Source organism: Aeromonas eucrenophila, assembly GCF_000819865.1.
In the GTDB taxonomy this organism is placed as follows: Bacteria; Pseudomonadota; Gammaproteobacteria; order Enterobacterales; family Aeromonadaceae; genus Aeromonas; species Aeromonas eucrenophila.
Genome location: NZ_CDDF01000001.1, coordinates 344163 through 370818, shown reverse-complemented (window position 1 = coordinate 370818; position 26656 = coordinate 344163). Strand labels below are relative to the sequence as shown.

At 62.6% G+C, this 26656-nt stretch carries 22 protein-coding genes and 1 other annotated feature; of the genes, 8 read left to right on the top strand and 14 right to left on the bottom strand.

Annotation, left to right across the window (positions count from 1 at the left end):
- Positions 1–67 precede the first annotated feature (67 nt).
- The 3 genes from BN1124_RS01500 to BN1124_RS01490 form a co-directional block, all read right to left on the bottom strand.
- Complete coding sequence (locus BN1124_RS01500; protein WP_042638435.1) at positions 68–607, bottom strand: glycine zipper 2TM domain-containing protein; 540 nt, start codon at positions 605–607, stop codon at positions 68–70.
- A gap of 273 nt (positions 608–880) precedes the next feature.
- Positions 881–1420 (bottom strand): glycine zipper 2TM domain-containing protein, encoded by a 540-nt coding sequence (locus tag BN1124_RS01495; protein ID WP_042638434.1) that lies wholly within the window; start codon positions 1418–1420, stop codon positions 881–883.
- A 238-nt stretch (positions 1421–1658) separates the two neighbouring features.
- On the bottom strand, positions 1659–3185 hold the full coding sequence (locus tag BN1124_RS01490) for a YfcC family protein (RefSeq protein ID WP_042638431.1): 1527 nt from the start codon (positions 3183–3185) through the stop codon (positions 1659–1661).
- 649 nt (positions 3186–3834) lie between these two features.
- On the opposite strand from BN1124_RS01490, the gene BN1124_RS01485 reads away from it, so the two are divergent.
- On the top strand, positions 3835–5457 hold the full coding sequence (locus BN1124_RS01485; RefSeq protein ID WP_042638429.1) for an acyl-CoA synthetase: 1623 nt from the start codon (positions 3835–3837) through the stop codon (positions 5455–5457).
- A gap of 109 nt (positions 5458–5566) precedes the next feature.
- Here BN1124_RS01485 and BN1124_RS01480 read toward each other — a convergent pair whose 3' ends face one another.
- The 11 genes from BN1124_RS01480 to hisG form a co-directional block, all read right to left on the bottom strand.
- A complete protein-coding gene (locus tag BN1124_RS01480) occupies positions 5567–5866 on the bottom strand; it encodes a hypothetical protein (protein WP_042638427.1) in 300 nt (99 codons plus the stop codon).
- Positions 5867–6062: 196 nt separating this feature from the next.
- Entirely contained in the window at positions 6063–6698 is a 636-nt protein-coding gene (hisIE, locus tag BN1124_RS01475) for a bifunctional phosphoribosyl-AMP cyclohydrolase/phosphoribosyl-ATP diphosphatase HisIE (RefSeq protein ID WP_042638426.1), read from the bottom strand.
- Positions 6691–7464: an imidazole glycerol phosphate synthase subunit HisF gene (hisF, locus tag BN1124_RS01470; protein ID WP_042638424.1), complete on the bottom strand. Its 774-nt coding sequence runs from the start codon at positions 7462–7464 to the stop codon at positions 6691–6693. The genes hisIE and hisF overlap by 8 nt, the downstream gene beginning before the upstream one ends.
- A 186-nt stretch (positions 7465–7650) precedes the next feature.
- A complete protein-coding gene (locus tag BN1124_RS01465; protein ID WP_042638422.1) occupies positions 7651–11070 on the bottom strand; it encodes a PAS domain S-box protein in 3420 nt (1139 codons plus the stop codon).
- 78 nt (positions 11071–11148) lie between these two features.
- A complete protein-coding gene (locus tag BN1124_RS01460; protein ID WP_042638420.1) occupies positions 11149–12258 on the bottom strand; it encodes a response regulator in 1110 nt (369 codons plus the stop codon).
- Positions 12259–12386: 128 nt separating this feature from the next.
- Positions 12387–13121, bottom strand: a complete 735-nt coding sequence (hisA, locus tag BN1124_RS01455; RefSeq protein WP_042638418.1) for a 1-(5-phosphoribosyl)-5-[(5-phosphoribosylamino)methylideneamino]imidazole-4-carboxamide isomerase — start codon at positions 13119–13121, stop codon at positions 12387–12389.
- 5 nt (positions 13122–13126) lie between these two features.
- Positions 13127–13759, bottom strand: a complete 633-nt coding sequence (gene hisH, locus BN1124_RS01450) for an imidazole glycerol phosphate synthase subunit HisH (RefSeq protein ID WP_042638416.1) — start codon at positions 13757–13759, stop codon at positions 13127–13129.
- A complete protein-coding gene (hisB, locus tag BN1124_RS01445; RefSeq protein ID WP_042638414.1) occupies positions 13759–14892 on the bottom strand; it encodes a bifunctional histidinol-phosphatase/imidazoleglycerol-phosphate dehydratase HisB in 1134 nt (377 codons plus the stop codon). Before hisB ends, hisH begins: the two co-directional genes overlap by 1 nt.
- 14 nt (positions 14893–14906) lie before the next feature.
- Positions 14907–16004 carry a histidinol-phosphate transaminase gene (gene hisC / locus BN1124_RS01440; RefSeq protein ID WP_042638412.1) on the bottom strand — a complete coding sequence of 366 codons (1098 nt, stop codon included), beginning with the start codon at positions 16002–16004 and terminating at the stop codon, positions 14907–14909.
- Between the two features lie 97 nt (positions 16005–16101).
- Positions 16102–17400, bottom strand: a complete 1299-nt coding sequence (hisD, locus tag BN1124_RS01435; RefSeq protein WP_042638410.1) for a histidinol dehydrogenase — start codon at positions 17398–17400, stop codon at positions 16102–16104.
- 12 nt (positions 17401–17412) lie between these two features.
- Complete coding sequence (gene hisG / locus BN1124_RS01430) at positions 17413–18309, bottom strand: ATP phosphoribosyltransferase (RefSeq protein ID WP_042638408.1); 897 nt, start codon at positions 18307–18309, stop codon at positions 17413–17415.
- A 25-nt stretch (positions 18310–18334) separates the two neighbouring features.
- Positions 18335–18463 (bottom strand) — a sequence feature (His leader region).
- 185 nt (positions 18464–18648) lie between these two features.
- On the opposite strand from hisG, the gene BN1124_RS01425 reads away from it, so the two are divergent.
- From BN1124_RS01425 to rnd, 7 genes are all read left to right on the top strand, one after another.
- Positions 18649–18891 (top strand): hypothetical protein, encoded by a 243-nt coding sequence (locus BN1124_RS01425; protein ID WP_042638406.1) that lies wholly within the window; start codon positions 18649–18651, stop codon positions 18889–18891.
- Between the two features lie 165 nt (positions 18892–19056).
- Positions 19057–20967 carry a DNA repair helicase YoaA gene (locus BN1124_RS01420; protein ID WP_042638404.1) on the top strand — a complete coding sequence of 637 codons (1911 nt, stop codon included), beginning with the start codon at positions 19057–19059 and terminating at the stop codon, positions 20965–20967.
- Positions 20968–21252: 285 nt separating this feature from the next.
- On the top strand, positions 21253–21966 hold the full coding sequence (tsaB, locus tag BN1124_RS01415; RefSeq protein ID WP_042638402.1) for a tRNA (adenosine(37)-N6)-threonylcarbamoyltransferase complex dimerization subunit type 1 TsaB: 714 nt from the start codon (positions 21253–21255) through the stop codon (positions 21964–21966).
- A 41-nt stretch (positions 21967–22007) separates the two neighbouring features.
- The gene (locus tag BN1124_RS01410) at positions 22008–22526 is read left to right on the top strand and encodes a Slp family lipoprotein (protein ID WP_042638400.1); all 519 of its coding nucleotides are present in this window, start codon (positions 22008–22010) and stop codon (positions 22524–22526) included.
- A 14-nt stretch (positions 22527–22540) separates the two neighbouring features.
- Entirely contained in the window at positions 22541–23380 is an 840-nt protein-coding gene (locus tag BN1124_RS01405; RefSeq protein WP_378052560.1) for an alpha/beta fold hydrolase, read from the top strand.
- A 197-nt stretch (positions 23381–23577) separates the two neighbouring features.
- Positions 23578–25254 carry a long-chain-fatty-acid--CoA ligase FadD gene (gene fadD / locus BN1124_RS01400; RefSeq protein ID WP_156128008.1) on the top strand — a complete coding sequence of 559 codons (1677 nt, stop codon included), beginning with the start codon at positions 23578–23580 and terminating at the stop codon, positions 25252–25254.
- Between the two features lie 91 nt (positions 25255–25345).
- Entirely contained in the window at positions 25346–26458 is a 1113-nt protein-coding gene (gene rnd, locus BN1124_RS01395) for a ribonuclease D (RefSeq protein ID WP_042638395.1), read from the top strand.
- The last annotated feature ends 198 nt before the right edge of the window (positions 26459–26656 follow it).

The window sequence follows — 26656 nt, the reverse complement described above, 5'->3', positions numbered from 1 at the left end:
CGGTTTAATGAGAAAGGCCCACCTCGACGGTGGGCCTTTCTCATGGCAGGGCGTTCCAAACGGAGGTTCACCCCTGCGCCGTGCTCAGCACCAGCTTGCCGTCCTTGACCGGTATGGTAAGGCCGGGATCTTTCTCCATGCGGATCACGCCCTGCTGGCCAGCGAGGCTGTAGGTGACGTCATAGCCCAGGGTGCGGGTGCTGCTGTCTTGCACCGTCTTGCAGCGCTGCTCCTGGGTGGTGTAGGTGTCTTTGGCCTGCCTGTTGGCCTGTGCCTGACCCCCTGCATAGCCACCGGCCACGGCGCCGGCCACGGTCGCCACCTTCTTGCCGTTGCCACCGCCGAACTGGTTGCCGATGGCGCCACCGATCGCCGCACCGACCAGTTTGCCGGCGACCCTGCGCTCATCCTGCACCGGTTGCTGGTGAGTGACGGTGACGTTATGGCACTCCTGGCGCGGGGTCTTGATGGTCTCGGTCACCGGCTTGCTGGCCAGCACCTCGGCGAACTGGGGCTCGGCGGAAAACATGGATCCGCTGGCGACGGCGGACAGGGCCAATGCGGAGGCGATACCGACGCCGATACCTGCCAACATGGATTTGTTCATCTCACTCTCTCTAATATTTAATTAGTCAGTTGTGAGCCATTGTTGGATTTTTTGCCTTCGTCACTCAAGGGAAGGGCTCACCAATTGCGACAGAGGCTGACGACAGGGAAAGTCGCCCTGTCAAAGCGCTGTCGGTGATTGGCGACAAGCGAGCCAAGGGAGACTGCCTGGGCGGGGAATGAGGTGAGAGAATGGCCGAGAGGGCGCAGATGAAAAAAGGCCCACCCCTGACAGGGTGGGCCTTTTCCATGGCAGGGCGCTCCTAACGGAGGTTCAACCCTGCGCGTTGCTCAGTACCAGCTTGCCATCCTTGACCGGGATGGTGGGGCCGGGTTCTTTTTCCATGCGGATCACCCCTTCTTGGCCGGCGAGACGATAGGTCACGTCATAGCCCAGGGTGCGGGTGCTGCTGTCCTGCACCGTCTTGCAGCGCTGCTCCGTGGTGGTGTAGGTATCACCGGCCTGCATGTTGCCTTGCACCTGGTTGCCCGCATAACCACCGGCGGCGGCACCGGCGACGGTGGCCACCTTCTTGCCGTTACCGCCCCCGAACTGGTTGCCCAGCACGCCACCCAGGGCCGCGCCGACCACGGTACCCAGGATCTTGTGCTCATCCTGCACCGGCTTGCGGTGGGTGACGGCGATGTTGCGACACTCCTGTCTGGGGGTCTTGATGGTCTCGGTCACCGGCTTGCTGGCCAGCACCTCGGCAAACTGGGGCTGGGATGAAAACAGGGATCCACTGGCTGCTGCCGACAAGGCCAGCGCAGAGGCGATACCGATCCCGACACCTGCCAACATGGATTTGTTCATTTTGCGTTCTCCTGAGATGCACCATCTGATGCTGTTCGAGCTTGCGGTCATCTTGGCACAACGTCGTGGAGGAACAAGGCAGGCCGCGCGCAGGCACGACAACCTCTGACTCCACCAAAAGTGTCCCCGCCCACAAGGTGTCGGGCTTTGGCGACAAGGCCTGGCAGAAGGCTTGGGTGATCCCTGCCGGTGCAGAGCCGGACTTAAGCCCTGGGGAGCCCGATCTGGGCGGCGGTCATCAGATCATCATCACCTGCACCACCAGCATCAGGGCGCCAAAGCCCAGCACGAAGCCCACCATGGGCAGCACGAACTTGATCCATTGGTTGAACTGGATGCCGAGCATCTGCAGGGTGACCAGCACCAGCCCGGTGGGGGCCAGGAACAACATGGCGTACTGCCCCCAGTTGTAGGCCGAGACGACGATGTAGCGCGGGATCATCACGGTATCCGCTAGTGGGGCCATGATGGGCATGGAGAGCACCGCCAGCCCGGAGGAGGAGGGCACCACCAGCCCCAGCAGAGTGAACACTAGCATCTGGGCGACCGCGAACACGGCGCCGTGCATGCCGGAGACCAGATCGGAGGCGTAAGCCAAGATAGTGTCAGAGATCATCCCCTGATCCAGCACCAGGTTGACCCCCCGCGCCAGGCCGATGATGAGGGACACGGCCACCAGTTCGGAGGCGCCCTGAGTGAAGGCCTCGACCGCCTCCTTCTCTTTCAGCCCGGAGATGAAAATGATGATGATGGCGATGGTGAGGAAGGAGGCCGCCATCTGTGGGAACCACCAGCCCGCCATGGAGACGCCCCACACCATGAGAGGGAAGGCGAGGATAAACAGACTGAGGATGATCTTGCGGCGCAGGGTGAAGGGGACGGCTTCATCCAGCGAGCCTTCTTTCAGGAAACGGGCGCGAAAGCTCTCTCTGTCCTCATAGGTGTAAGAGAAGGCCGGGTTGGCCTTGATCTTCTTGCAGTACCAATAGAGGTAGGAGATGACCACCAGAGTCCCTACCAGACAGCCGATGGCGCGAAAGATCAGCCCCTCGGTGAAGGGGATGCCGGCGGCGTTGGAGGCGATCACCACAGAGAAGGGGTTGATGGTGGAGAAGGTGGTGCCCATGGAGGCGGCGAGGAAGATGGCCCCCACGCAGACGATGGCGTCATAGCCCAGCGCCAGGAAGATGGGCACCAGTATGGGATAGAAGGCGACCGCTTCCTCTTCCAGCCCGCAGGTGGTGCCGCCGAGCGCCATCACGAAGCAGACCAGCGCCACGAACATGAACTCGTTGCCCCGGGTCTTGCGCGACAGGGCGACCAGGCCTGCGCTGAAGGCGCCGGTCTTGTTGATGACGCCGATGAGCCCGCCGAGCACCAGGATGAAGACGATGATGTCGGCTCCCTCTATGGTGCCCTTGACCATGCTCACCGCCACGTCGGTCAGCCCCTTGGGGGCTTGCTCCAGCCGCTGGTAGGTGCCGGGAATGGCGATGGGTTGGCGGATGGTGCCGCTGGTGAATTGCGCCACCCCGATATTGATATGGAGTTTTTCAAGCTCGGCCTGGGTGGCGGGTACCTGGCTTATTTCGCCTTGTGGATCATTGACCATCAATGTGGCGCTGCCCGGATTGTAAGAGAGCTTGGAATAGGCCCCGGCTGGAATGATCCAGGTGAGCGCAATGGCCAGCAACATAATAAGAAACAGGATGGTAAAGGCGGTGGGGAATTGTCTGCGTGATTGCATATTCGGCTCGGCGCACATAAAACGCTCCTTGGTAAGCAGATTCTGGCTCGGCGGAATATCGGGTCGATAGGGTTTTTCGTCATACGGAGTGCGCTATTTCACTGCATTTTTCGCGCTAGGTGGCGATAAATCTGGCCTGATATTGAAGGTGTGGATTATTGTTTTACTGTGCAACCATAACGCTCGGCGACAGGGATGAACACGGGAACCCACCCGCTTTATGGGCTGGCTCACAGATTTTAGGGTGGGAAAATACCAGCTTTTGAATATTGAAAATATATCATTGACCACTTCATGGCATAAATATTCGGCTGGCTATTGATGCAAGTAATAGACGATAAATAGTGAGTGAAAAATAATAGTGTCTATATTGCATGGTGCCTTCAACCTATTCAATTTCAGCCTGGCTTTATTCTTTATCGGTGAGATTGAATATCACGACATGCTTCATCGGATGAAAAGAGAGGGACTGGTGCCTGCCGTTATCCCCAGGTGCAACAGGCGGATAGTCGGCTAAGACGTTTTGCTAATACCTGTCGCGGATCCCCCTTGATACCCTCTCTTTCCATGGGACATCCGCCCGGGCATGAGGCCCAGGGCCGTTTTCCGGCAACAGGCCAGCCAGCCGGACTCACCCGCTTTGTGCCACATATGAGGAAGGAACCCGATGACAGAGCAGAACATCTACGAGACAGGCCTCGATAAAACCGCCGCCAACTTCGAGGCGCTGACGCCCCTGAGCTTCCTCGCGCGGGCGGCCCGGGTCTACCCCGACTATCCGGCGGTGATCCACGGCCCCCTGCGCCAGAGCTGGGCCCAGACCGAGCAGCGCTGCCGTCGGCTCGCCTCGGCCCTGCGTCGACTGGGGATAGGTGAGGGGGATACGGTCTCCATCGTCGCCCCCAATGTGCCTGCGATGTTCGAGGCTCACTTCGGGGTGCCCATGAGCGGCGCCGTGCTCAACACCATCAACACCCGGCTCGATGCCGAGTCCATGGCCTTCATCTTCCAGCACGCCCAGAGCAAGGTGCTGCTGGTGGACCGGGAGTTCGGCGCCGTGGTGCGCAAGGCGTTGGCGCTGATCGAGTACAAGCCGCTGGTCATCGCCATCGACGATCCCCTCTATCGGGAAGGTGAGCTGATAAGCGCGCTCAGCTATGAGGACTTTATCGCCAGGGGCAATGGCGAGGAGCCAGGCTGGTTGCCGCGCGACGAGTGGCAAGCGATTTCCCTCAACTACACCTCGGGCACCACCGGCAACCCCAAGGGGGTGGTCTATCACCATCGCGGTGCCCACCTCAACGCCATCAACAACGTGCTCTCCTGGGACATGCCCAAACACCCGGTCTATCTGTGGACCCTGCCGATGTTCCACTGCAACGGCTGGTGCTTCCCCTGGACCCTGGCGGCCATCGCCGGGGTGAGTGTCTGCCTGCGCCACGTGCAGGCGCAGGCCATCTACCAGGCGCTGCATGAGCACAAGGTGAGCCACTTTTGCGCGGCGCCCATCGTACTCAACATGCTCAACAACGCCGATCCGGCGCTGAAGGTGGGGCTTGATCACCCCATTCAGGTGATGACGGCTGGGGCGGCGCCACCGGCGACGGTGATCGCCGGCATGGAAGCCATGGGGATATCGGTGACCCACACCTATGGTCTGACCGAGACCTATGGCCCCTGCGTGGTGTGCGAGCCCCAGCGCAGCTGGGAGGGGCAGGATGCCGCCGCCCTGTCGCGGCTCAAGGCGCGCCAGGGAGTGACTTCGCCGCTGCAGGGGGAGATGCGCGTCGCCAACCCCGTCAGCGGCGAGCCGGTGCCCCAGGATGGCAAGACCCTGGGGGAGATCTTCCTGCGTGGCAACGTGGTGATGCGGGGCTACCTCAAGAATCCTTCCGCCAGCGTGGAGGCGATGGCGGAGGGCTGGTTTCACAGCGGCGATCTCGCGGTCTGGCACCCGGACGGTTACGTGGAGATCAAGGACAGATCCAAGGACATCATCATCTCCGGCGGGGAGAACATCTCCAGCCTGGAGGTGGAGGACGTGCTCTACCGCCATCCCGACGTGGACGAGGCGGCGGTGATCGCCATGCCGGACGAGAAGTGGGGGGAGGTGCCCTGCGCCTTCGTAAAGCTTAAGGAGGGGAGGGAATTGAGCCAGGCTGAGCTTATCGCGTTTTGCCGTGAGCAGATGGCCCACTTCAAGGCCCCCAAGCGCATCATCTTCACCCCGCTGCCCAAGACCTCCACCGGCAAGGTGCAGAAGTTTATGCTACGCAAGCAGTTGGAGTGACGGGTCGTACATGCAATAAAAGAACGGGACGAGGCCCGTTCTTTTATTGGGAGATTAGGAGGAGACTATCAGCCGTATCGGTATAGGGTTGCTGTTACCAGCAGGGCCATCAGCGTGGGCTGTTAGTCCCCTTCAGGTGTTTGCCGATCGATTCCCCAATGCCCGAGATGAGATGGTAGAGTCCCCCTGCCTCGGTGGCCTTGGTGTACTCGGAGAGCGGTTCAATCATGCCGCTCCTGAATTTCTCGATGGCCTCCTGGTCATCTGCCGCGTCTATGTAATCTCCCACCACCTCGAAACCCTGTTCGAGCAGTTGTGCCTTTTCAGACAAGAAAGTGGGGGAGGACATCGGCAGGAAGGTGACGCTGGCGGGATCTTGCTGCTGGTGGAAGAACTGATATTTGCTCATAAGGCCTCTGACGGTGGAGGGAAAGCGGTAGCGCCATTATTGAGAGGAATATTCCTGCTGGGCAGCCCCCATCTGCGGCGTCAAAAGGACCCTTTGTTCAGGTCAGCTTCAGTCAGCCGCACAGTGACTTGCCCTTCCCAAATTGCGGGCACAAAAAACGGGCCAATGGCCCGTTTTGCTTTGTTCAGTTCAAAGACTACTTGGTGTGGCGCTCATAGAGGCGCTGCACCACATCCTGCAGGCCCAGCCCCTCATTTTGCAGCAGCACGGTCAGGTGATAGAGCAGGTCCGCGGACTCGTTGATGAGCTCCTCCCTGTCCTTGGCCATGGCGGCCAGGGCCACTTCAACCCCTTCTTCACCGACCTTCTGGGCGATGCGCTTGGTGCCCTTGCCGTAGAGGCTGGCGGTGTAGCTGGTGGCGGGATCCGCGCCCTTGCGCGCCGCCAGGATCTGCTCGAGCTCGGCGATGAAACCCAGCGGCGGGAGCGGATGACCATCGAAGCAGGAGACAGTGCCCAAATGGCAGGTGGGGCCCACTGGGTCGGCGGCGATCAGCAGGGAATCGTTGTCACAATCGGTACTGATGGCGACGAGTTTGAGCACATGGCCCGAGCTCTCGCCCTTGGTCCAGAGCCGCTGCTTGCTGCGGCTGAAGAAGGTGACCTGGCCGGTGGCCTGGGTTTTTTCCAGCGCTTCGCGGGTCATAAAGCCCTGCATCAGCACCTGACCGCTCGCGGCGTGCTGGACGATGGCGGGGATCATTCCCTCACATTTGGCCCAATCCAGGCGCTCGGCCAGCGGGGTCTGGTTGTTTACAGCTTGGTTATTCACGGATGGCGACTCCTTCGTTTTTCAGCCAGCGTTTCAATTCGGGAATGGGGATAAGGCCCTTGTGGAACACGGAGGCCGCCAGGGCACCGTCCACGTCGGCGAGGGTAAAGGCATCGAGGAAGTGTGCCATGGTGCCGGCGCCACCGGAGGCGATGAGCGGCACCTTGCACAGAGCCCGCACCAGCTTGAGCTGCTCGAGATCGTAACCCTGGCGCATGCCGTCCTGGTTCATCACGTTCAGCACGATTTCACCCGCGCCGCGCTTTTGCACCTCCTTGACCCACTCCAGGGTGGTCCAGGCGGTGGTGCGGGTGCGGCTCTCGTCGCCGGTGAACTGCTTGACCTGATACTCGCCGATGGCGGCATCGAAGTAGGAGTCGATGCCGACTACCACGCACTGCACGCCGAAGCGCTCGGCCAGCGCCGTGATCAGGGTCGGATCCGCCAGAGCGGGGGAGTTGATGGAGACCTTGTCGGCGCCAAACTCCAGGATCTGGCGCGCGTCTTCCACGCTCTTGATGCCGCCGGCGACGCAGAACGGAATGTCGATGACCTCGGCGACCCGGCTCACCCAGCTCTTGTCCACCACCCGGGCGTCGCTGGAGGCGGTGATGTCATAGAACACCAGCTCGTCGGCCCCCTCGCTGGCGTAGCGGCGGGCCAGCTCGACTATGCCCCCCATCACTTCGTGATTTCGAAACTGCACTCCCTTGACCACGACGCCGTCTTTGACGTCGAGACAGGGGATAATACGCTTTGACAACATGCTCGTTGCTCCATGTAAAGCACGGTTAACAATCGATTCAGCCGGGTGATGCCGGCTTTCTCGTGATCCTGGATAAAGCGGGCTGGCATGGCGCCGGTATGGGCCTAGGGGCAAAGAGCCCACACTATAAGCACGACCTCGTGCCCCGATCCAACCCTTTCTCCGCATTCCTCTCTGCGCCGCCCCTCAATGTCGGGTGATGGCGCCGGATCCCTCCGAATGGAAGGCCAGCAGGTTGTTCTCCACCTGCTTCAGCCCCCTGATGGTGATCAGGGCGCCGTCGAAGTCGAACCCCTTCAGCTGCTGGGCGAGCAGGGTGCCCTGTTCACCAAGGCCGACAAGCATGGCGCCGGCGTGCTGATCGAACAGGGTTATGGCGGCGGTATCGCTCTGGGCCAGCAGCGCCTCCAGCTGGCGCAGCAACTGCTGCTGCCAGTGGCTGCTTGGCAGGGGGGAAACCATGTCCGTCTGCTCATCCTCGGCTCCCAGCCGGAGCTCAAGCTCGACCAGATCCCGGCCTATGCCGGCGATCAGGGCGGCCAGCAGATCCTCTTCCTGTGCCCGCAAGGCCTGCTCCAGCTGCAACCCCTGCTCGGCAAGGCTGGTCAGACCCAGGGTCGAGGCGGCGCCGCGCAGGCTGTGGGCCAGGCCAATGGCACAGGGGCGATCCCCCTTTGCCAGGCATTCGGCCAGGCGTTCGGTGTCTCCTCGATGCTGGACCGCGAAGAAGCGCAGCAGCCTGAGGTATTTCTGTTGATCCCCTTGCAGCGCCGCCAGGCCCTGCACCAGATCCCAGCCGGGCATCTCCTGCAGCCGGGCGAGGGGGGCGCACCAGCGCTCGGCGGGCCGCTGAGGCGAGGTTGCGGGGGTATCCGCTGGCAACCATTGCCGCAGCGCCTCGAACAGCCTGGCCGGGGTGACGGGTTTGGTGATGAAGTCGTTCATGCCGGCGGCCTCGCAGGCCTTCCTGTCCTCCTCGAACGCACTGGCGGTGAGCGCCAGTATGGGCACCTGATCCTGATCGGGCAGGGCCCGGATGGCGCGGGTGGCGCTGTAACCATCCATCAGCGGCATCTGTATGTCCATCAGGATGAGATCGAACGATTGGTGGCGGATCTTGTCCAGCGCATCCAGCCCGTTGACCGCCGTCTCTATGACGAGGCCGCTGCCGGTGAGCAGCTCGGTGATCACCTCCCGGTTGATGGCATTGTCCTCCACCAGCAGCAGGCGAGCCGGGTAGGAGGAGAAGAAGGGTTGCCTCGGCTGGCTCGGCAGTACCGGTGGCAGGGGAATGCTCTTGCCCGGGGCGAGCTGCGCGGTGAACCAGAAGCAGCTGCCCTTGCCGGGCGTGCTTTCGACCCCTACCTCGCCTCCCATCAGCTTGGCCAGACGGCTGGTGATGGCCAGCCCGAGACCGGTGCCGCCGTATTTGCGGGTGGTGGAGACATCGGCCTGCTCGAAGGCCTGGAACAGCCGCTCGCGCTGCACCGCCGTGATGCCGATGCCGCTGTCCTCCACCTCGAAGCGCAGTTGGTAGCCGCTGAGCAGCTTGCGCAGCATCCGCACCCGCAGGGTGATGGTGCCGGTCTCGGTGAACTTGATGGCATTGCCGGCGTAGTTGAGCAGCGCCTGGCGCAGGCGGGTGATGTCGCCGTTGAGCCAGACCGGGGCGCCATCGAGATCGATCTGGATGGCGAGCCCCTTGGCGCTGGCCTGCTCGTCCATCAGGGCGCAGACGTTGTCCAGCATGGCGACGAGAGAGAAGTCGTGGCACTCCAGCAGCATCTTGCCCGCATCGATCTTGGAGAGATCCAGGATGTCGTTGATGAGGGTGAGCAGGTGCTGGGCCGCGTTGTCTATCTTCTCCAGCCGATCGTGCTGGCCGGCTTCCTTGGCATCCCGCTTGAGCAGGTAGGTGAGCCCCAGAATGGCGTTCATGGGGGTGCGGATCTCGTGGCTCATGTTGGCGAGGAAGGCGCTCTTGGCCTGGTTGGCGCTCTCGGCGCGCTGGTGTGCCTGGGCCAGTTGCTGGGTGCGTTCGCTGACCATCTCCTCCAGGTGGAAGCGATACTGATCCAGCTCCTCCCCGAGCTGCTTCTTCTCGGTGATGTCCGCCTGCACCGTCACGAAGTGGGTCACCTGGTCGTTATCCCGGCGAATGGGGGAGATGGAGGCCAGCACCTGATAGTGGCTGCCATCCTTGCGCTGGTTGATGAACTCCCCGTGCCAGCGCTGGCCGCGTTTGAGGGCATCCTGCAGGGCGACATGGGTGGCGGGCGGGGTGAGGCCGGAGTCGAACAGCTGAGGACTTTGCCCCAGCACCTCTTCCTCCGTATAACCGCTGGCGGCCAGGAAGGCGGCATTGGCATATTCGATGCGCGATTCGGTATTGGTGATGAAGATCCCGTCCGGGCTCTGCTCCAGGGCCAGGGACAGCTGTCGCAATTGCTGCTCGGCCAGCTTGCGCTCCGTGATGTCCTGCACAGTGCCGTACAGCTCCACGATGGTACCGCTCTCGTCTCGCAGGGCAGTGCCACGGGCGATGATCCAGGCGGCCTCCCCGCTGGGGGTGATGACCTCGGCATCGCACTCGTAGGGGGCGCCATCCTGCAGGCAGCGATCCACGGCCTGGCTCAGGGTGTGCCAGGCCTGTGGGGTGAAGTAGTTCTGCACCTCGGGGTAGACGGCCGGGGGGAGCGAGGGATCCCGACCGTAGATGCGAAAGATCTCCGGGGACCAGTAGTGGGTGTCCTGAACCAGGTGCCAGCGCCAGTTGCCGATCTTGGCCAGGCGCTGGGATTCGCGCAGGATCACCTCGTTGCGACGCAGGGCGGCTTCGGTCTCCTTGCGCTGCTGGTTGTCCTCGATGATGGAGATGAAGTAATCCGGTTGCCCCTGCAGATCCTTGACCAGAGTCGTGGTCAGGGTGATCCAGAACGCCTCGCCCCCCTTGCGCAGGTAGCGCTTCTCCAAGGCATAGTGCTGGCGCTCGCCGGCCAGGACCTGATCGACATAGCTCTGATCGATGAAGAGATCGTCCGGGTGGGTGATCTGCTGGAAGGTCATCTCCATCAGCTCGTCGGCGCTATAGCCCACCATGTCGCACAGGCGCTGGTTGACCCGCAGCCAGGTGCCGTCGGGGGAGACCAGGGCGATACCGACGGCGGCCTGCTCGAAGGTGGCCTGAAAGCGATCCTCACTCTGTCGCAGCCGGGACTGGGTGTTCAGCAGCTCCTGCCAGCGCTGGCTCTCCCTGACGCGGGAGCGGTGCATGGCCGCGCTCAGCAGGGTGATCAGGACACCGTTGGCGACGAGCAGGCCCCACTGCACCTGGTCCTGGCCGGAGGCGATATAGAGCTCATGGCGCGGTGACAGAATGAAATAGGCGGTCATCAGGGCCACGCAGAGGGTGCTGATGAGGCCGGGCAACAGCCCCCCCAGCAGGGCGCAGACGATGATGGGCAACATGAACAGCACCAGCAGCGGCCGCTCCTCGACGGGAATGGGCAGCTGGAGCCGGATCAGCAGCACGAACAGGGGCATCAGTATGGCCAGCAGGCAGGCGCCTATCCATTGATGCCTGCTCAGGGGGAAAATCCATTTCATGCGGGACGCTCCTCGGGCGACGGTGGGATCCTGGGGCATTCAGCCGGTGTGGCCGGGGCCTTGGCGAGCGGTGGTAGCCTAGTCATGGGGCACCTCGTGATCGTCACGGTAGCGCTCGGCGATGGCGATGAACTGCTCGAACTGGGCATCGAAGACGGCCACCACGTCCGGATCGAAGTGCAGCCCGCTGCCCGCGAGGATAAGACTCCTCGCTTGTTGGTATGGCATGGGGGGCTTGTAGACCCGGACGGTGACGAGGGCATCGAACACATCGGCCAGCGCCATCAGCCGGGCGGAGACAGGGATGTCGTCGCCGTTCAACCCGTCGGGATAACCGCTGCCATCCCACTTCTCGTGGTGCCAGTGCGCTATCTCCTTGGCCAGGGTGAGGAAGGCCAGGGGCTGATCTATGTCCCGCTCCGCCTCCTCGATGGCGTCGCTGCCGAGCTTGGCGTGGGTGCGCATGATGGGCCACTCCTCATCGGTCAGCTTGCCCGGCTTGAGCAGGATCTGATCCGGGATCCCCACCTTGCCGATATCGTGCAGGGGGGCAGAGCGGCTGAGCAGCTCTATGTAGGCGGGGGTCAGGGTGTCGCTGAAACGGGGATGGCTCGCCAGACCGATGGCGAGATGGCGCACATAGAGCTGGGTGCGCAGTATGTGGTTGCCGGTCTCGGGATCCCGGATCTCCGCCAGATGGGCGAGGGCGCGGATGGAAACCTGCTGGATCAGGTCGTTCTCCGCCATGCGCCTCGATACCTCGGCCTCCAGCAGGGCATTCTGGCTCTGCAGCCCTTCTCTCGCCTGTTTGGCCTCCAGTTGGGTGCGTACCCTGGCCTGGACGATGGCGGGGTTGATGGGTTTGGTGATGTAGTCGGTGGCGCCGAGGGCCAGCCCCTGCGCCTCGCTGCGGGGATCAGAAAGAGCTGTGAGCAGCACCACGGGAATGTTGCTGGTGGCTGGATCGGCTTGCAGCCGGCGCAGCACCTCATAACCATCCATGTCCGGCATCATCACATCCAGCAGGATGAGATCCGGCCGGGGTGAGCCGGTGGCGATGCGCAGGCACTTCTCGCCCCCCTGGGCGGCCAGCACGCGATAGACAGGGGTGAGCAGATCCGTCAGCACCATCAGATTCTCGGGAGCATCGTCGACGATCAGGATGGTGGCGGCTTGGGCTGTGAACATGGCGCCTCCATGACGCAAAGGGGTCAGTCGAGTATAGAGTCGATTGTTACTAAAGGATAAATGATGGCTCAGACTCGACGATGCGCCAGTAGGGAGCCCGTAAACACGGGCTCACACAGCAATTCCGATCAGCGGCCCCAGCAGGCGATGGCGCCCTTGACGTCGAACTTGCCCTCCAGCAGGGCGCGGCCGAGGATGATCCCCTTGACCCCGGTGCCCTTGAGCGCCTCTATGTCGGCCAGGTTGCCTATGCCGCCCGAGGCCTGGAAGGCCACGCTTGGGAAGCGGGCGCAGAGATCCCGGTAGAGCTCGACGTTGCTCCCTTGCAATGTCCCGTCCCGGCTGATGTCGGTGCAGAGCACGTGTTTGAGGCCGGCGGGGAGGAAGCGCTCGATCAGCGCCTCTATGGTCACCCCGCTGTTCTCCTGCCAGCCAGCCACCGCGATCTGGCGATTGCCCTGTGCATCGATGTTGACGTCCAGCGCCAGCACGATGCGCTCCGGGCCGTATTTCTCCATCCAGCTCGCCACCAGCTCCGGAGATTTGACCGCGGTGGAGCCGATCACCACCCGACTGGCGCCAGCCGCCAACAGATCTGCCACGTCCTGTTCGCTGCGCACCCCGCCGCCCACCTGCACCGGGGCCCGGGTCGCGCTGAGCAGCTCGGTGATGAGCGCAAGCTGGCGCGCCTTGGCGTCCTTGGCGCCGTCCAGATCCACCAGGTGCAGTTGCTGCGCTCCCTGTGCCACGTAGTCGTCGAAGCGAGCCTGGGGGCTGCTGCTGTAGGCGGTCTTCTGGCCGTAGTCACCCTGATAGAGGCGCACCACCTGACCGTTGATGAGATCGATTGCCGGGATAATCATCCTTGTCATAGCTCCAAAAAGTTTTGCAGTAGGCGGGCGCCGGCCGGGCCGGAACGCTCCGGGTGGAATTGGGCGCCATAAAAGTTGTCGCGCGCGACGATGGCGGTAAAGGGGCTGCCGTAGTCGCAGCTGGCGAGAGTGGCCTCGGTCACTTCCAGAGCATAGGAGTGGACGAAGTAGAAGTAGCTGCCGCTCGGGATGCCGCGCAGCAGCGGGTGCGTCTCGTCATGCTCAATCTGGTTCCAGCCCATGTGGGGCAGGCGCAGATCACCTACCTCCATCAGCCGGATCTTGCCGGGCACTATGCCGAGGCAGTCGATCAGCGCGCCGCTGTTGTCATCCTCACCCGTCATCGTCTCCTCGGAGGCCTGCGCCAGCATCTGCATGCCGAGGCAGAAGCCCAGCAGCGGCTGCTTGGCGGCGCGAATGAGCGGCACCAGGTTGCGCTCATTGAGGTTGCGCATGGCGGCGACGGCGGTGCCGACCCCCGGCAGGATCAGCTTGTCGGCGCCCTCGATATCGGCGGCGTTGCGGGAGACCCGCGGCTGCACGCCGAGGCGCTCGAACGCCATCCGCACCGAGGCCAGGTTCGCGCAGCCGGTGTCGATGATGACCAGGTTTTGTTTACTCAACCCCATCACAACACCCCCTTGCTGGAGGGCAGCTCGCTCCCCTCGACCCGGATGGCCTGGCGCAGAGCTCGTCCGAAGCCCTTGAACAGCGCCTCCACCTGGTGATGGGTGTTGCCGCTGCCGACCTTCATCTGCAAGGTGATGGCCATGGCGTCCGACAGGGAACGGAAGAAGTGCGGCACCATTTCGGTGGCCATCTCCCCCACGCTGTCGCGGCCAAAGCCGCTCGGGCAGTCGAACACGAAGTAGGGGCGGCCGCTCAAGTCCAGCGCGGTGGCCACATCCAGCTCGGTGAGGGGGGCGGCGTCATCGCTGTGGCGAGGACGACCATCGATCACCGCCTGCACCTCATCCATCGCCAGCACGAAGCCGAAGCGACCGATGCCACGCTTGCTGCCGAGGGCCTGACGCAGGGCCTGACCCAGGGCGAGGCCGACGTCTTCCACCGTGTGGTGATCGTCGATGTGCAGATCGCCGCTCACCTTGAGCTTCAGTCTGAAACCCGCGTGGGTGGCTATCTGATCCAGCATGTGATCGAAGAAGCCGATGCCGGTGGCGATCTGGTTGCCGCCGCTCTTGTCGAGATCCACCGCCACCTGGATGCGGGTCTCCTTGGTGTAGCGCTCCACCTCGGCGACGCGTCCCTTGGACAGCAGCTGATCACGGATGGCGAGCCAGCCATGATCTTGTGGCTGATAGCGAATGCCACGGATGCCCATGTTGTCGGCGAGTTGCAGGTCGGTCTGCCGATCGCCAATCACGAAGGAGTTGGCAAAGTCGATGCGACCGGAGGCGAGGTACTCCTTCACCAGCCCGAGGTTGGGTTTGCGGCAACTGCAGCCGTCGGTGGGGAAGTGGGGGCAGATCAGCACCTGCTCCCAGTGCACACCCTGAGATTCGAACAGGTGCATCATCAGGTCGTGGGGGGGCTGGAAGTTCTCAAGGGGCAGGCTGGCAGTGCCGAGCCCGTCCTGATTGGTCACCATCACCAGCACGTAGCCGGCGGCCTGCAGCTCGCGCAGCACCGGGATCACCATGGGCTCGAAGCGCAGCTTGGCGAGGCTGTCCACCTGCTTGTCGGTCACCGGCTCCTCGATCAGGGTGCCGTCGCGGTCGATAAACAAAAATGGGGTCTTCATGGGTTACATCCTTATCAGCGAGTGGCAGACATCTTGTCGGCGGGTACGTTGTTGGCACCGAGGCCGCGCAGCACCTCGAGTACGGCATCCATCTCTCCCTGGTAGCCGATGGTGATGCGCAGGCTGTTGTCGAGCCCCGGCTTGCTGGAGAAGTCCCGCAGGACTATGCCGGCGGCCTTCATGGCGGCAAACACCGCGGCGCTGTCGTCGAAGCGCACCAGCACGAAGTTGCCCTTGTCCTCGAAGATCTCCTTCACGCAGGGGAGGCTCGCCAGCTCGCCCTTGATGATGGCCTTTTGCTTGTTGAGTTCGATAACCCGCTCCTGCATCAACTCCAGCCCCATGGGGGAGAGCGCCTGGGCCGCTATCTGGGCGATGGGCTCGGGAATGGGGTAGGGGGCAATTACCTTGGCCAGCATGGCGATGACCTCGGGATCCCCCAGAGTGAAGCCGCAGCGGATGCCCGCCAGTGCGAAGGCCTTGGAGAGGGTGCGGGTCACCACCAGGTTCGGGAAGCGGGCGAGCAGGTCCACCACCGAGCTTTCCGGGCAGAACTCGATGTAGGCCTCGTCCACCACGACGATGGCGCGATCCTGAGCCTTCTCCAGCAGCTTGATCAGGCCCTTGCGACCCACCAGATCCCCGGTCGGGTTGTTGGGGGAGCAGAGGAACACCAGCTTGACGTCGGAGAGGCGATCCTGGATGGCGGGCCAGTCTGGCTGACGGCTGGGGGTCAGCGGCTGCTCGACGATGCCGACCCCGCAGGTCTCGGCGCTGATGGCGTACATGCCGTAGGTCGGCGGGCAGATGAGGATCTGATCTTCTCCCGCCTCACAGAAGGTGCGGATCAGCAGCTCGATGGCCTCGTCGGCGCCCCGGCTCACCAGCACCTGATCCGGGTTCACCCCTGCATAGGCAGCATAGCCGTTCACCACGGCGGCCGGTTGGCACTGGGGGTAGCGGTTGAGGCGGCTGCCCTCGATGGTGAAGGGGTAGGCCAGCGGCGCCTCGTTGGCGTTGAGCCAGACGTGGCCATTGCCCCCGATGCGGCGGGCGGATTGATAAGGGGTGAGGGCCCGCACCACGCGGCGAGCCAGATTGGCGATGCTCATGACAGATCCTTTTGTTGCTGCTTGGCGGTGAGGGCGTTCAATCTCAGGGTGACGGCGTTGTTTAGGCGGGCATCGCGGCCCGCTGGGGCGGTGATCTTCATGACAGCCCCTTTTGCAGTGCTTTTAGCCTCAGGGTGACGGCGTTTTTATGGGCATCGAGCCCCTCGGCCTCGGCGATGCGCTGGACGATGGGACCCAGCCCCTGGATACCCTCGACGCTCAGCTCCTGCACCGTGTAGCGGCGCTGGTAATCCGCGAGCCCGAGGCTCGAGCAGGTGCGGGCATAGCCGTAGGTGGGCAGGGTGTGGTTGGTGCCGCTGGCGTAATCTCCCACGGATTCCGGCGTCCAGGCTCCCAAGAAGATGGAGCCGGCGTTCTCTAGCCTGTCGAGCAAGTCGCGCGGTGCCTCGGTCTGCACAATCAAGTGCTCGGGGGCATAGGCGTTGGAGATGGCGCAGGCCTCATCCAGGCTGTCGCACAGGATCACCAGGCTTGAGCCGAGCGCCTTGGCGGCGATGTCCCGGCGGCTGAGCCGGGTCAGCTGCGCCTTTATCTCCCCGCTGATGGCATCGGCCAGGCGCGGCGAGGTGGTGACCAGCACCACCTGGCTGTCCGGGCCGTGCTCGGCCTGGGAGAGCAGGTCCGCCGCCACGAAGGCCGCGTTGGCACTCTCGTCGGCTATCACCAGCACCTCGGAGGGGCCGGCCGGCATGTCGATGGCCGCGCCGCGCCAGTCGCGGGAGACCTGACCTTTGGCCTCGGTCACGTAGGCATTGCCCGGGCCAAAGATCTTGTCCACCTTGGGGATGGACTCGGTGCCATAGGCCATGGCAGCGATGGCCTGGGCGCCGCCGATGGCAAACACCTGGCGCACGCCGCAGGCGCGGGCGGCAAACAGGATCTCGTCGCTGGCGGGGGACGGGGTGCAGAGCACCACCTCACGGCAACCGGCGATGGCGGCCGGAATGGACAGCATCATTACGGTTGAAGGGAGCGGGGCGCTGCCCCCCGGCACATAGAGGCCGACCCGGCTGATGGGTTGGGTGCGCAGCTCACAAATGACGCCGGGTTGGGTTTCCACCCGCACAATCGGCTGCACTTGCGCTGCGTGGAAGGTGCGAATGTTGTTGATGGCGGCATTGATGGCATCTTTGATGTCATCCCCGAGGCGCGCGCAGGCGGCGTCCGTCTCGGCTTCGCTCACCCGCAACTGCTCGCGGGGGGCACGTTCGAAGCGCAGGCCGAGCTCGCGCAGGGCCTCATCTCCCCGGCCACGCACGGCGGCGATGATGTCCCGCACCACGGCGCCGATGTCGGCCTCGTCATTCAACGCCGGCCGGGTCAGCACGTCGGCCTGTTGGGCGGGGGAGAGGGTCTTCCAGATCAGGGTCTGCATGATGTCCCGTCCTTATTCCATCATTTTTTCGATGGGCAGTACCAGAATGGAGCTGGCACCCAGGGCCTTGAGCTGCTCCATGGTCTCCCAGAACAGTGTCTCGCTGGATACCACGTGCAGGGCGACCTGATTGGTGTCACCGGCCAGCTGCATGATGGTGGGGCGCTCGGCACCCGGCAGCAGGGAGGTGATGGCATCGAGCTTGTCTTTGGGGGCGTGCAGCATGATGTATTTGCTTTCGCGAGCCTGTTGCATGCCCTGGATGCGGGGCAACAGCTTGTCGATGATGGCCTGTTTGGCGGCGTTCAATGGATTGGGCGCCTGCACCAGCACCGCCTTGGAGCGGTAGATGACTTCCACCTCTTTGAGGCCGTTGGCCTCGAGGGTCGCACCGGTGGAGACCAGATCGCAGATGGCGTCGGCCAGACCTGCGCGCGGCGCCACTTCCACCGAGCCACCCAGCATCACGCTCTTGAAGCTCAGGCCCTGTTCATCGAAGAAGCGCTTGAGCAGACCAGGGTAGGAGGTGGCGATGCGCTTGCCGGCGAGGCTGGCGGGGCCTTGATACTCCACGTCGTCGGGAATGGCGAGGGAGAGACGGCAGCCGCCGAAGTCGAGCTGTTTGAGGGTCTTGACCGCGAAGGGTTGGCCCTGGGAAGCGCGGATGAGCTGCACTTCTTCCAGCACGTTCTCGCCGATGATGCCAAGGTCGACCACCCCTTCCATCACCAGGCCCGGGATATCGTCATCACGCACCCGCAGTATGTCGATGGGCATGTTTTCCACGTGGGCGATGAGACGCTGCTCGCGCAAGTTGATCTTGAGGCCGCAGCTCTTGAACAGAGCCTGGGAGTCCTGGCTCAGGCGACCGGATTTTTGCATGGCGATGCGCAGACGTTGTGTTTCCATTGCTCGATTTCCTTACTAGTCAAAAACGAAAAAACCCTCGGAAGTGTGTGCTTCCGAGGGTTTATGAATCTTGCGGTCCTTTTGGAAGTCACCAGTTAAGTGTCTTCCAGCAGTCAACCTCCTGAAAGACTATTCGGGATGATGATGGTGGTGATGAGTCTTCAGTTGGTTGAACTTCATGTAATGAATCCTTTACGAATAAGATGTCGTAGATGACGCCCGATTTACATTACCGACCTTGACGGAAATTGCAACCCGAGAATGTGACTTGATGGATTAAAATCAAGAAAACGATTGTTCGGTCGATAACTAATCAATCAGCTCAGCCGGAGTCGCATCATGCCCAGTCAGGACCTGTTATTCCCCATCTTGCCACGGGCGCCGGCGTCCCCGAGTCCCGATGACATCAAGCGGGAGGTGACCCAGATAAGCCAAAAGCACAAGCTGCGCAAGACCAGTGCCGACGGCGGTGGCGAGGGGTCGCAGCAGCCACCCCATCCACAGGCTAGGCGCGATCAGCCGGCGACCAAAGACGATGATCACAAGCCGGATCCCGAGCACAAGATCGATATCTTCGTCTGAGGTTTGTCCGCTTGCTCGCCTCCCATGCCGTCAACACCAGCACAGCGCGGATGCCCTGCACCTTGAGCGGCGTCGCGCGCACAAGAAGGTGCATTGCAACGCGATTTAGCGATCCCGCTTTGCCCGCGCTTTTGGCATAATGCCGCTTTTGCGCGGGACTCCCCTTTGACCATACAGACCCTGTTCAAGCCTGATGGCCCCCTGGCCAGCCACATCGATGGCTTTGTCGCCCGTGCGCCGCAACTGGCGATGGCCGAGGCGGTGGCGCACGCCATCAAGAGCGGGGGACGCCTGCTGGTGGAGGCGGGGACGGGCACCGGCAAGACCTATGCCTATCTGGTGCCAGCGCTGGAGTCCGGCAAGCGGGTGGTGATCAGCACCGGCTCCAAGAACCTGCAGGAGCAGCTGTTCTACCGGGATCTGCCGACCATCACGGGGGCGCTCTCCTACACCCCGCCGGTGGCCCTGCTCAAGGGGCGCAGCAACTATCTGTGCATCGAGCGCATGAATCGCCTGCTCGGCGAGTCCCATCTGCAAAAGCCCGAGGTGCTGACCGATCTGGTCAAGGTGAAGTCCTGGTCCACCGCCACCCTGACCGGCGATGTGGGAGACATTCCGGGGTTGCAGGAGAATGCCGAGATCCTGCCCCATATCACCAGCACCAACGAGAATTGCCTCGGCCGCGACTGTCCCTATTACGACGACTGCCACCTGGTGGTGGCGCGCCGCCGGGCCATGGATGCCCAGGTGGTGGTGATCAATCATCACCTCTTCTTCGCCGATATGGCGGTCAAAGACACGGGATTTGGCGAGCTGGTGCCAGAGGCCCAGGTCTATGTGTTCGACGAGGCGCACCAGCTGCCGGAGATCGCTACCAACTACTTCGGCAAGTCGGTGGGCAGCCGCACCATCCAGGATCTCGCCCAGGATATCCAGCTCGCCTATCGCGCCGAGGCCCACGACATGGGGCAGCTTGGCAAGGCGGCGGACAGGCTTGCCATCGCGAGTCAGGACCTGCGTCTGGCCTTCGGGGTGGACGGGGGCCGTGGCAATACCCGCGACATGTTGCGCCATCCCCTCTGGGCCCAGGCGCTGGCACGGCTGGGCGATGCGCTTGGCTTGTGCTACGAGGTGCTCAAACTCGCGCTCGGGCGCGGCGAGCAGCTCGATCACGCCTTCGAGCGGATCTGCGAGCTGCGTACCCGGCTCGGTGAGGTGCTCGCCATCAACCAGACCGGCTTCTCTTACTGGTACGACTGCTCACGGCTGCACTTTACCCTCAGCCTCACCCCGCTGTCGGTGGCCGATCGCTTCGGCGCCGAGGTGCTGCGCCCCGAGGTGGCCTGGGTATTCACCTCCGCCACCCTGACGGTGGACAATCGCTTCGATCACTTCAAGACCGAGCTCGGGCTCGCCGGCAGTGCCGAGCTTACCCTCGACAGCCCGTTCGACTACGCCGAGCAGGCCCGCTTGTGCGTGCCGCGCTTCCTGCCCGAGCCCAACGCCTTTGGCCGGGGGGAGCAGCTCGCGACCTTGATGATCCCGCTCATCAACAAGACGCCGGGAGGCTGCTTCTTCCTCTGTACCAGCCATCAGGTGATGCGCCAGGTGGCCGAGGTGCTGCGCCGGGAGATTGGCCGCACCGTCTTGCTGCAGGGGGAAGACAACAAGCAGCGGTTGCTCAAGACCTTCGTGGACAACGGCCGTGCCGTGCTGGTGGCCACCAGCAGTTTCTGGGAGGGGATAGACGTACGGGGGGCCGCATTGTCCTGTGTTATCATCGACAAGCTGCCGTTTGCCAGCCCCGACGACCCCCTGCTCAAGGCGCGGGTCGACGACTGCAAGCTCAAGGGCGGGGATCCCTTCGCCGACATCCAGCTGCCCAAGGCGGTGATCGCGCTCAAGCAGGGCGTAGGGCGGCTTATCCGTGATCGCAGAGATCACGGCGTGCTGGTGATATGTGATCCGCGCATGGTCAACAAACCCTACGGCGCCACCTTTATCAAGAGCCTGCCCGCTATCCCCAGAACCCGCGATCTGGACAGATTGGGGGATTTCTGGGGACGTAACGATTGAGCCTCCCAAAGGCATCCCCCAGAGCTCGCGCCCTGGGCAGATTGGAAGATTTCTGGGGACGTAACGAATAAGCCTTCCCAAGGTATCCCCAGCACCCGGGAGCTTGCCGCATTGGGCAATTTTTTCGAGCGTGGCGCGTCATCTGGGAATGGCTCGCCTCGTGCCTGAGCGTCGCCATAGGGCGATCTCATGAGGGGCCGAGAACCCCTTGAAACCTGATTTGCATAACCGGCGGGAACTGCACTGCCGATGATTTAACTGACTGATGTGAAGAGAATAAAGAGCATGAACGAGTTGAAGATCCTGGCCGTTGATACCGCCACCGAAGCCTGCTCCGCCGCCTTGCTGGTGGGGGACAAGGTGTTCTCCCGTTGGGAGGAAGCGCCGCGGGATCACACCCGTAAAATCCTGCCCATGGTTCAGGCTGTGTTAGAGGACGCCGGCATATCGTTGGACCAGCTCGACGCCATCGCCTTCGGCCGCGGCCCTGGCTCCTTCACCGGCGTGCGGATCGGCATCAGCGTGGCCCAGGGGCTGGCGTTCGGGGCTGGGGTGCCGCTCATCGGCATCTCCACCCTGGCAGCCATGGCGCAAGGGGTTCATCGCCTGGAAGGGGCTACCCGCGTGCTCAGCGCCATCGATGCGCGCATGAACGAGGTCTACTTCGGCCGCTATGAGTTGCAGGCAGAGTGCATGCAGCTGGTGGGGGAGGAAGTGGTGAGCGAGCCGTCTTTGCTGGTGGCGGAGTTGACCGCAGATGCGACCCTGACGGGATCCTGGTCGGCGGTGGGCACCGGCTTTGAAACCTATGGTGAAACCTTGGCCAATTTGGCCGAAGATCTGGTGAGGAGCCAGGCCGTGCGTTTCCCGGCGGCGCTCGACATGCTGCCCCTGGCCCGCGCCGCCTGGTTGGCGGGAGAGGCGGTCGCGGTGGAGCAGGCGACCCCTGTTTATTTGCGTGACAAGGTGACCTGGAAGAAACTGCCGGGTCGCGAATAACTGTGAACCGCGGGCTGTTGCCCGGCGAAGGAGTCAGAACGATGAAACGCATGATCATGCTGGGCCTGATGGGGCTGCTGCTCGGTGGCTGCAGTTCGGTGCCCAAGGAGCTGGCCTATGAGCCACAGAGTGCGCTGGTGGCCTATCAGCCAGCGCTGCAAGGCATGAACGGCAAGCCGGCGCGCTGGAGCGGGGTCATCGCGGCTGTGCACAACGAGCAGGATCAGAGCATCATCGAGGTGGTCTACCTGCCGCTGAAAAGCAACGGTGTACCGGAGCAGACCGAGCAGAGCCCGGGGCGCTTTCTCGCCATCATGAAGGGCTTCGCGGATCCCGGTCTCTATGCGAAGGGGCGCAGCCTGACGGTGCTCGGCACCCTGGAGGCGCCGGAAGAGAGCGCGATAGGCAAGCACAAGTACCGCTTCTCGGTGCTCAAGGTGACCGCCAGCAAGCTGTGGCCGCCGGTCAAAGAGGTGGAGATCCGCTACGCGGACCCTTACTTCTACGATCCCTTCTATGATCCCTACTGGCCGAGACGGTCGCTGCACCGCTACTGGTGATGACGGAGGGGCTGATGCAGGAACAGAGTCTGCAACTGGCGGACGGTCGCCGGATTGCCCTGCTTGACAACGGGCAGCGAGGCAAGCCCTTGCTCATCGCCCTGCACGGCTGGCTCGACAACGGCGCCAGCTTCCTGCCGCTCGCCCCTCATCTCGATGATTTCCACCTCATCTGCGTCGACTTGCCCGGCCACGGCCACTCGGATCACAAGGCGACGCCCTATGTCTTCGTCGACTGGCTGGACGATCTCCACCAGATAAGCCGGGCTGCCGGCTGGCAGCGCTTCATGCTGCTCGGCCACTCACTCGGTGCCTTGATTGCCAGCGCCTATGCCGGTGTCTTTCCCGAACAGGTCGAGCGCCTCATCATGCTGGAGGGGCTGGGGCCGCTGAGCCAACCCGACGAGGCGGTGGCGGAGCAACTGCGCCGCGCCATCTTGAATCGCAGCCGTACCCGGGAGCGGGCATCGGTGGGCTTTGGTTCCCTCGAGGAGGCGGTGGCGGCCCGTTGCAAGGTGGCGGACATCTCGCCCGCTGCGGCGCGCCTCATCTGCGAGCGACAGCTGAGGGTATTGGACGGGCGCTGGCACTGGCGCAGCGACCCGCGGCTGCGGGACCTGTCGCCGATGCGCATGAGCGAGGGGCAGGCCCAGGCGCTGATCCGGGCCATCGAATGCCCCGTGTTGTTTATCCGCGGGGAGCAGGGATTCCCGGCCCTGATCCAGCAGTGGCAGCAGCGGGCCGAGGCCTTTGGGCAGATAGAAATGGCAGTGGTGGAGGGAAATCATCATTTTCATATGGATAATTCATCGAAAACCGCCGTTTGTATCGAAAACTTCTGCCAGATCCGTTAGGATCGGCGGCTTTATATCATTTCAGGTTTGCTTTCTCCCTCACACTTTCTCGTTGTTAATTTGCTGTTAATCGATGTTGCCTTATGTAAATATGGCGGCATTAGAGCTTGAGCTTAAAACAACTGATTGAAATAGATGTGGACAGGGACGGAGGCAACACAGTGAGCGCACAGGTGCTAGTTATGCAGGAGAAGTTCGTGGAAAAAGTCTGGCTTAAGCGTTATCCGGAAGGAGTCCCCGCCGAGATCAATCCAGACCAATACGGCTCTCTGGTAGAGATGTTTGAGGAGTCGGTGACCCAGTTTGCCGATCAGCCCGCCTTCGTCAACATGGGGCAGACCATCACCTATCGCCGGCTGGAGGAGCAGTCCCGCGCCTTCGCCGCCTACCTGCAAAACGAGCTCAAGCTCGTCAAGGGTGACAGGGTGGCGGTGATGATGCCGAACCTGCTGCAATACCCCATCGCCGTGTTTGGCATCCTGCGCGCCGGCATGACGGTGGTGAACGTCAACCCACTCTATACCCCGCGCGAGCTGGAGCATCAGCTCAAGGACTCCGGCGCCAAGGCCATCGTCATCGTCTCCAACTTCGCCCATACCCTGGAAAAAGTGGTCTACGACACCCCGGTCAAGCACGTGATTTTGACCCGGATGGGGGACAACCTGGGGCTGGCCAAGGGCACCCTCGTCAACTTCGTGGTGAAATACGTCAAGAAGCTGGTGCCCAAATACAACCTGCCCCACGCCAGCACCATGCGCCAGGCCCTGGCCAAGGGCCGCTACCTGCAATACATCAAACCCGAGATCAGCAACCAGGATATCGCCTTCCTCCAATACACCGGCGGCACCACGGGCCTCTCCAAGGGCGCCATGCTGACCCACCGCAACATGATTGCCAACGTCGAGCAGTGCCTCGGCGTCTATGGCCCCGTGCTGGAGCGCGGCAAGGAGTTCGTGGTCACGGCGCTGCCGCTCTACCACGTGTTCGCCCTGACCGTGAACTGCCTGTTGTTCATGCGCCTGGGTGGCTACAACCTGCTCATCAGCAACCCCCGCGACATCCCGGGTTTCGTCAAAGAGATCAAGAAGTACCCCTTCACCTGCATCACCGGGGTCAACACCCTGTTCAATGCCCTGGTCAACAACGGCGAGTTCCAGAGCATGGACTTCACCGGTTTGAAACTGACCATAGGCGGCGGCATGGCGGTGCAGCGGGCGGTGGCCGAGCAATGGAAGGCGCTGACCGATACCCCGCTGCTGGAAGGCTATGGCCTGACTGAATGCTCGCCCCTGGTGAGCGTCTGTCCTTACGATCTGGTGGACTATAACGGCTCCATCGGTCTGCCGGTCTGCTCCACCGATATTCGTCTGGTGGACGACAAGGGCGCGGTGATCACCGAGCTCGGCGCCCCCGGCGAGATGCAGGTGCGCGGCCCACAGGTGATGACCGGCTACTGGCAGCGCCCGGAAGCCACCGCCGAGGTGATGCAGGATGGCTGGCTCTGCACCGGCGACATCGCGGTGTGCGATGAGCAGGGTTTCTTCAAGATCGTCGATCGCAAGAAGGACATGATCCTGGTCTCCGGCTTCAACGTCTATCCGAACGAGATCGAAGACGTGGTGGCGCTGCACCCCAAGGTGCTGGAAGTGGCCGCCGTGGGGGTGCCTCACAAGGTGTCCGGCGAGCTGGTGAAGATCTTCGTGGTCAAGAAAGATGCAACCTTGCAGGAGGGCGAGATTATTGCGCACTGCCGTAAACATCTGACTGCCTATAAGGTACCGAAACTGGTAGAATTTCGTGACGAACTTCCCAAGACCAATGTGGGCAAGATCCTGCGCCGCGTGCTGCGCGACGAGGAGATTGCGAAGCAATAGCGGGCAGACAGCTTGATGTCATGCAAAACCGTGGGTCAACCCACGGTTTTTTCTTTCCGGGTCCCGACTTCCGACCAAGGTGCAGGTAACGATGCAATATCAACTCATTTCTCAGCAAGCCGAACTGGAACAGTATCTCGCTTCCCTGGCCGACGTTCCCCTGGCCATCGATACCGAATTCGTTCGCACCCGTACCTACTATCCCCAGCTCGGTCTGTTTCAAATCTATGACGGCCACCAGCTGGCCCTGCTGGATCCCCTGACCCTGGACCTGTCCGGGCTCTGGCAGCGACTCGGCCGGGCAGGACAGATCGCCATACTGCACGCCTCCGGCGAGGATCTGGAGCTGATCCAGCACCAGGCGGGCCATCTGCCGAATTTGATGCACGATACCCAGCTGGCGACGGCCTTCCTGGGCCATGGCGTCTCGGTGGGCTTCGGTGCCCTGGTCAAGGAGTTCCTCGGCGTGGAGCTGGAGAAGGATCAGGCCCGCACCGACTGGCTGGCCCGCCCGCTCACCGATCGCCAGCTGGAATACGCGGCGGCCGATGTGTTCTATCTGATGCCGCTCTACGACAAGGTGATGGCGGCCCTGCGCGACAGCGGCAAAGAGGCCTGGTTCGAGCAGGAGTGCCAGAACCACTGCGCCCGCAAGACCCAGGGCAGCGATCCCCGTCAGGCCTACCTCGAGATCATCAACGCCTGGCAGCTGGGGCGCCGTGAACTCGCCATCCTGCGCGAGCTGGCCGCCTGGCGTCAGCAGGAGGCGGTGCGCCGGGATCTGGCCCTGAACTTCGTGGTCAAGGAGCTGCACCTGTTCAAGGTGGCGGAGCGCAAGCCGACCTCCCTGCGCGACCTCAACGAGTTGGGACTGGCGCCGATCGAAATAAAGATCCACGGCAAGCGGATGCTGGACATCGTCGCCTCTGCCCAGCAGAGCGCACCGGAGAGCTGGCCCGAGCCCATTCGCCGACTGGTGGACTACCCCCAGTACAAGGCCGAGCTCAAGCGCATCAAGGGCATGGTGGAAGAGAAGGCCAAGGCCCACAACATCCCGCCCGAGCTGGTAGCGAGCAAGAAGATCATTCACCAGTATTTCACCTGGAGCTGGCGGATGAGCGACGAGGAGCGCGCCCGCGCCGACAAGCCCATGCTGCTGCAAGGCTGGCGCAATGAACTGGTCGGTCACCTGCTGGCCCAGTAGTCGCTCCTCTGCAAGACTCGACCGCGCCGGTGCAACACTTTGCATCGAGAGATAGCACCGAGATTGGGCGAGTAACATAAATCATCGAAAGGGAAGCCAGTGGCTTCCCTTTTCTATTGCAAGAAGAGTCAGTGGCAGGTGAGTTAACTATAAAAGGAAAGTATATCCAGACAGAGTGCTGCTGCGGATGTGGCAACG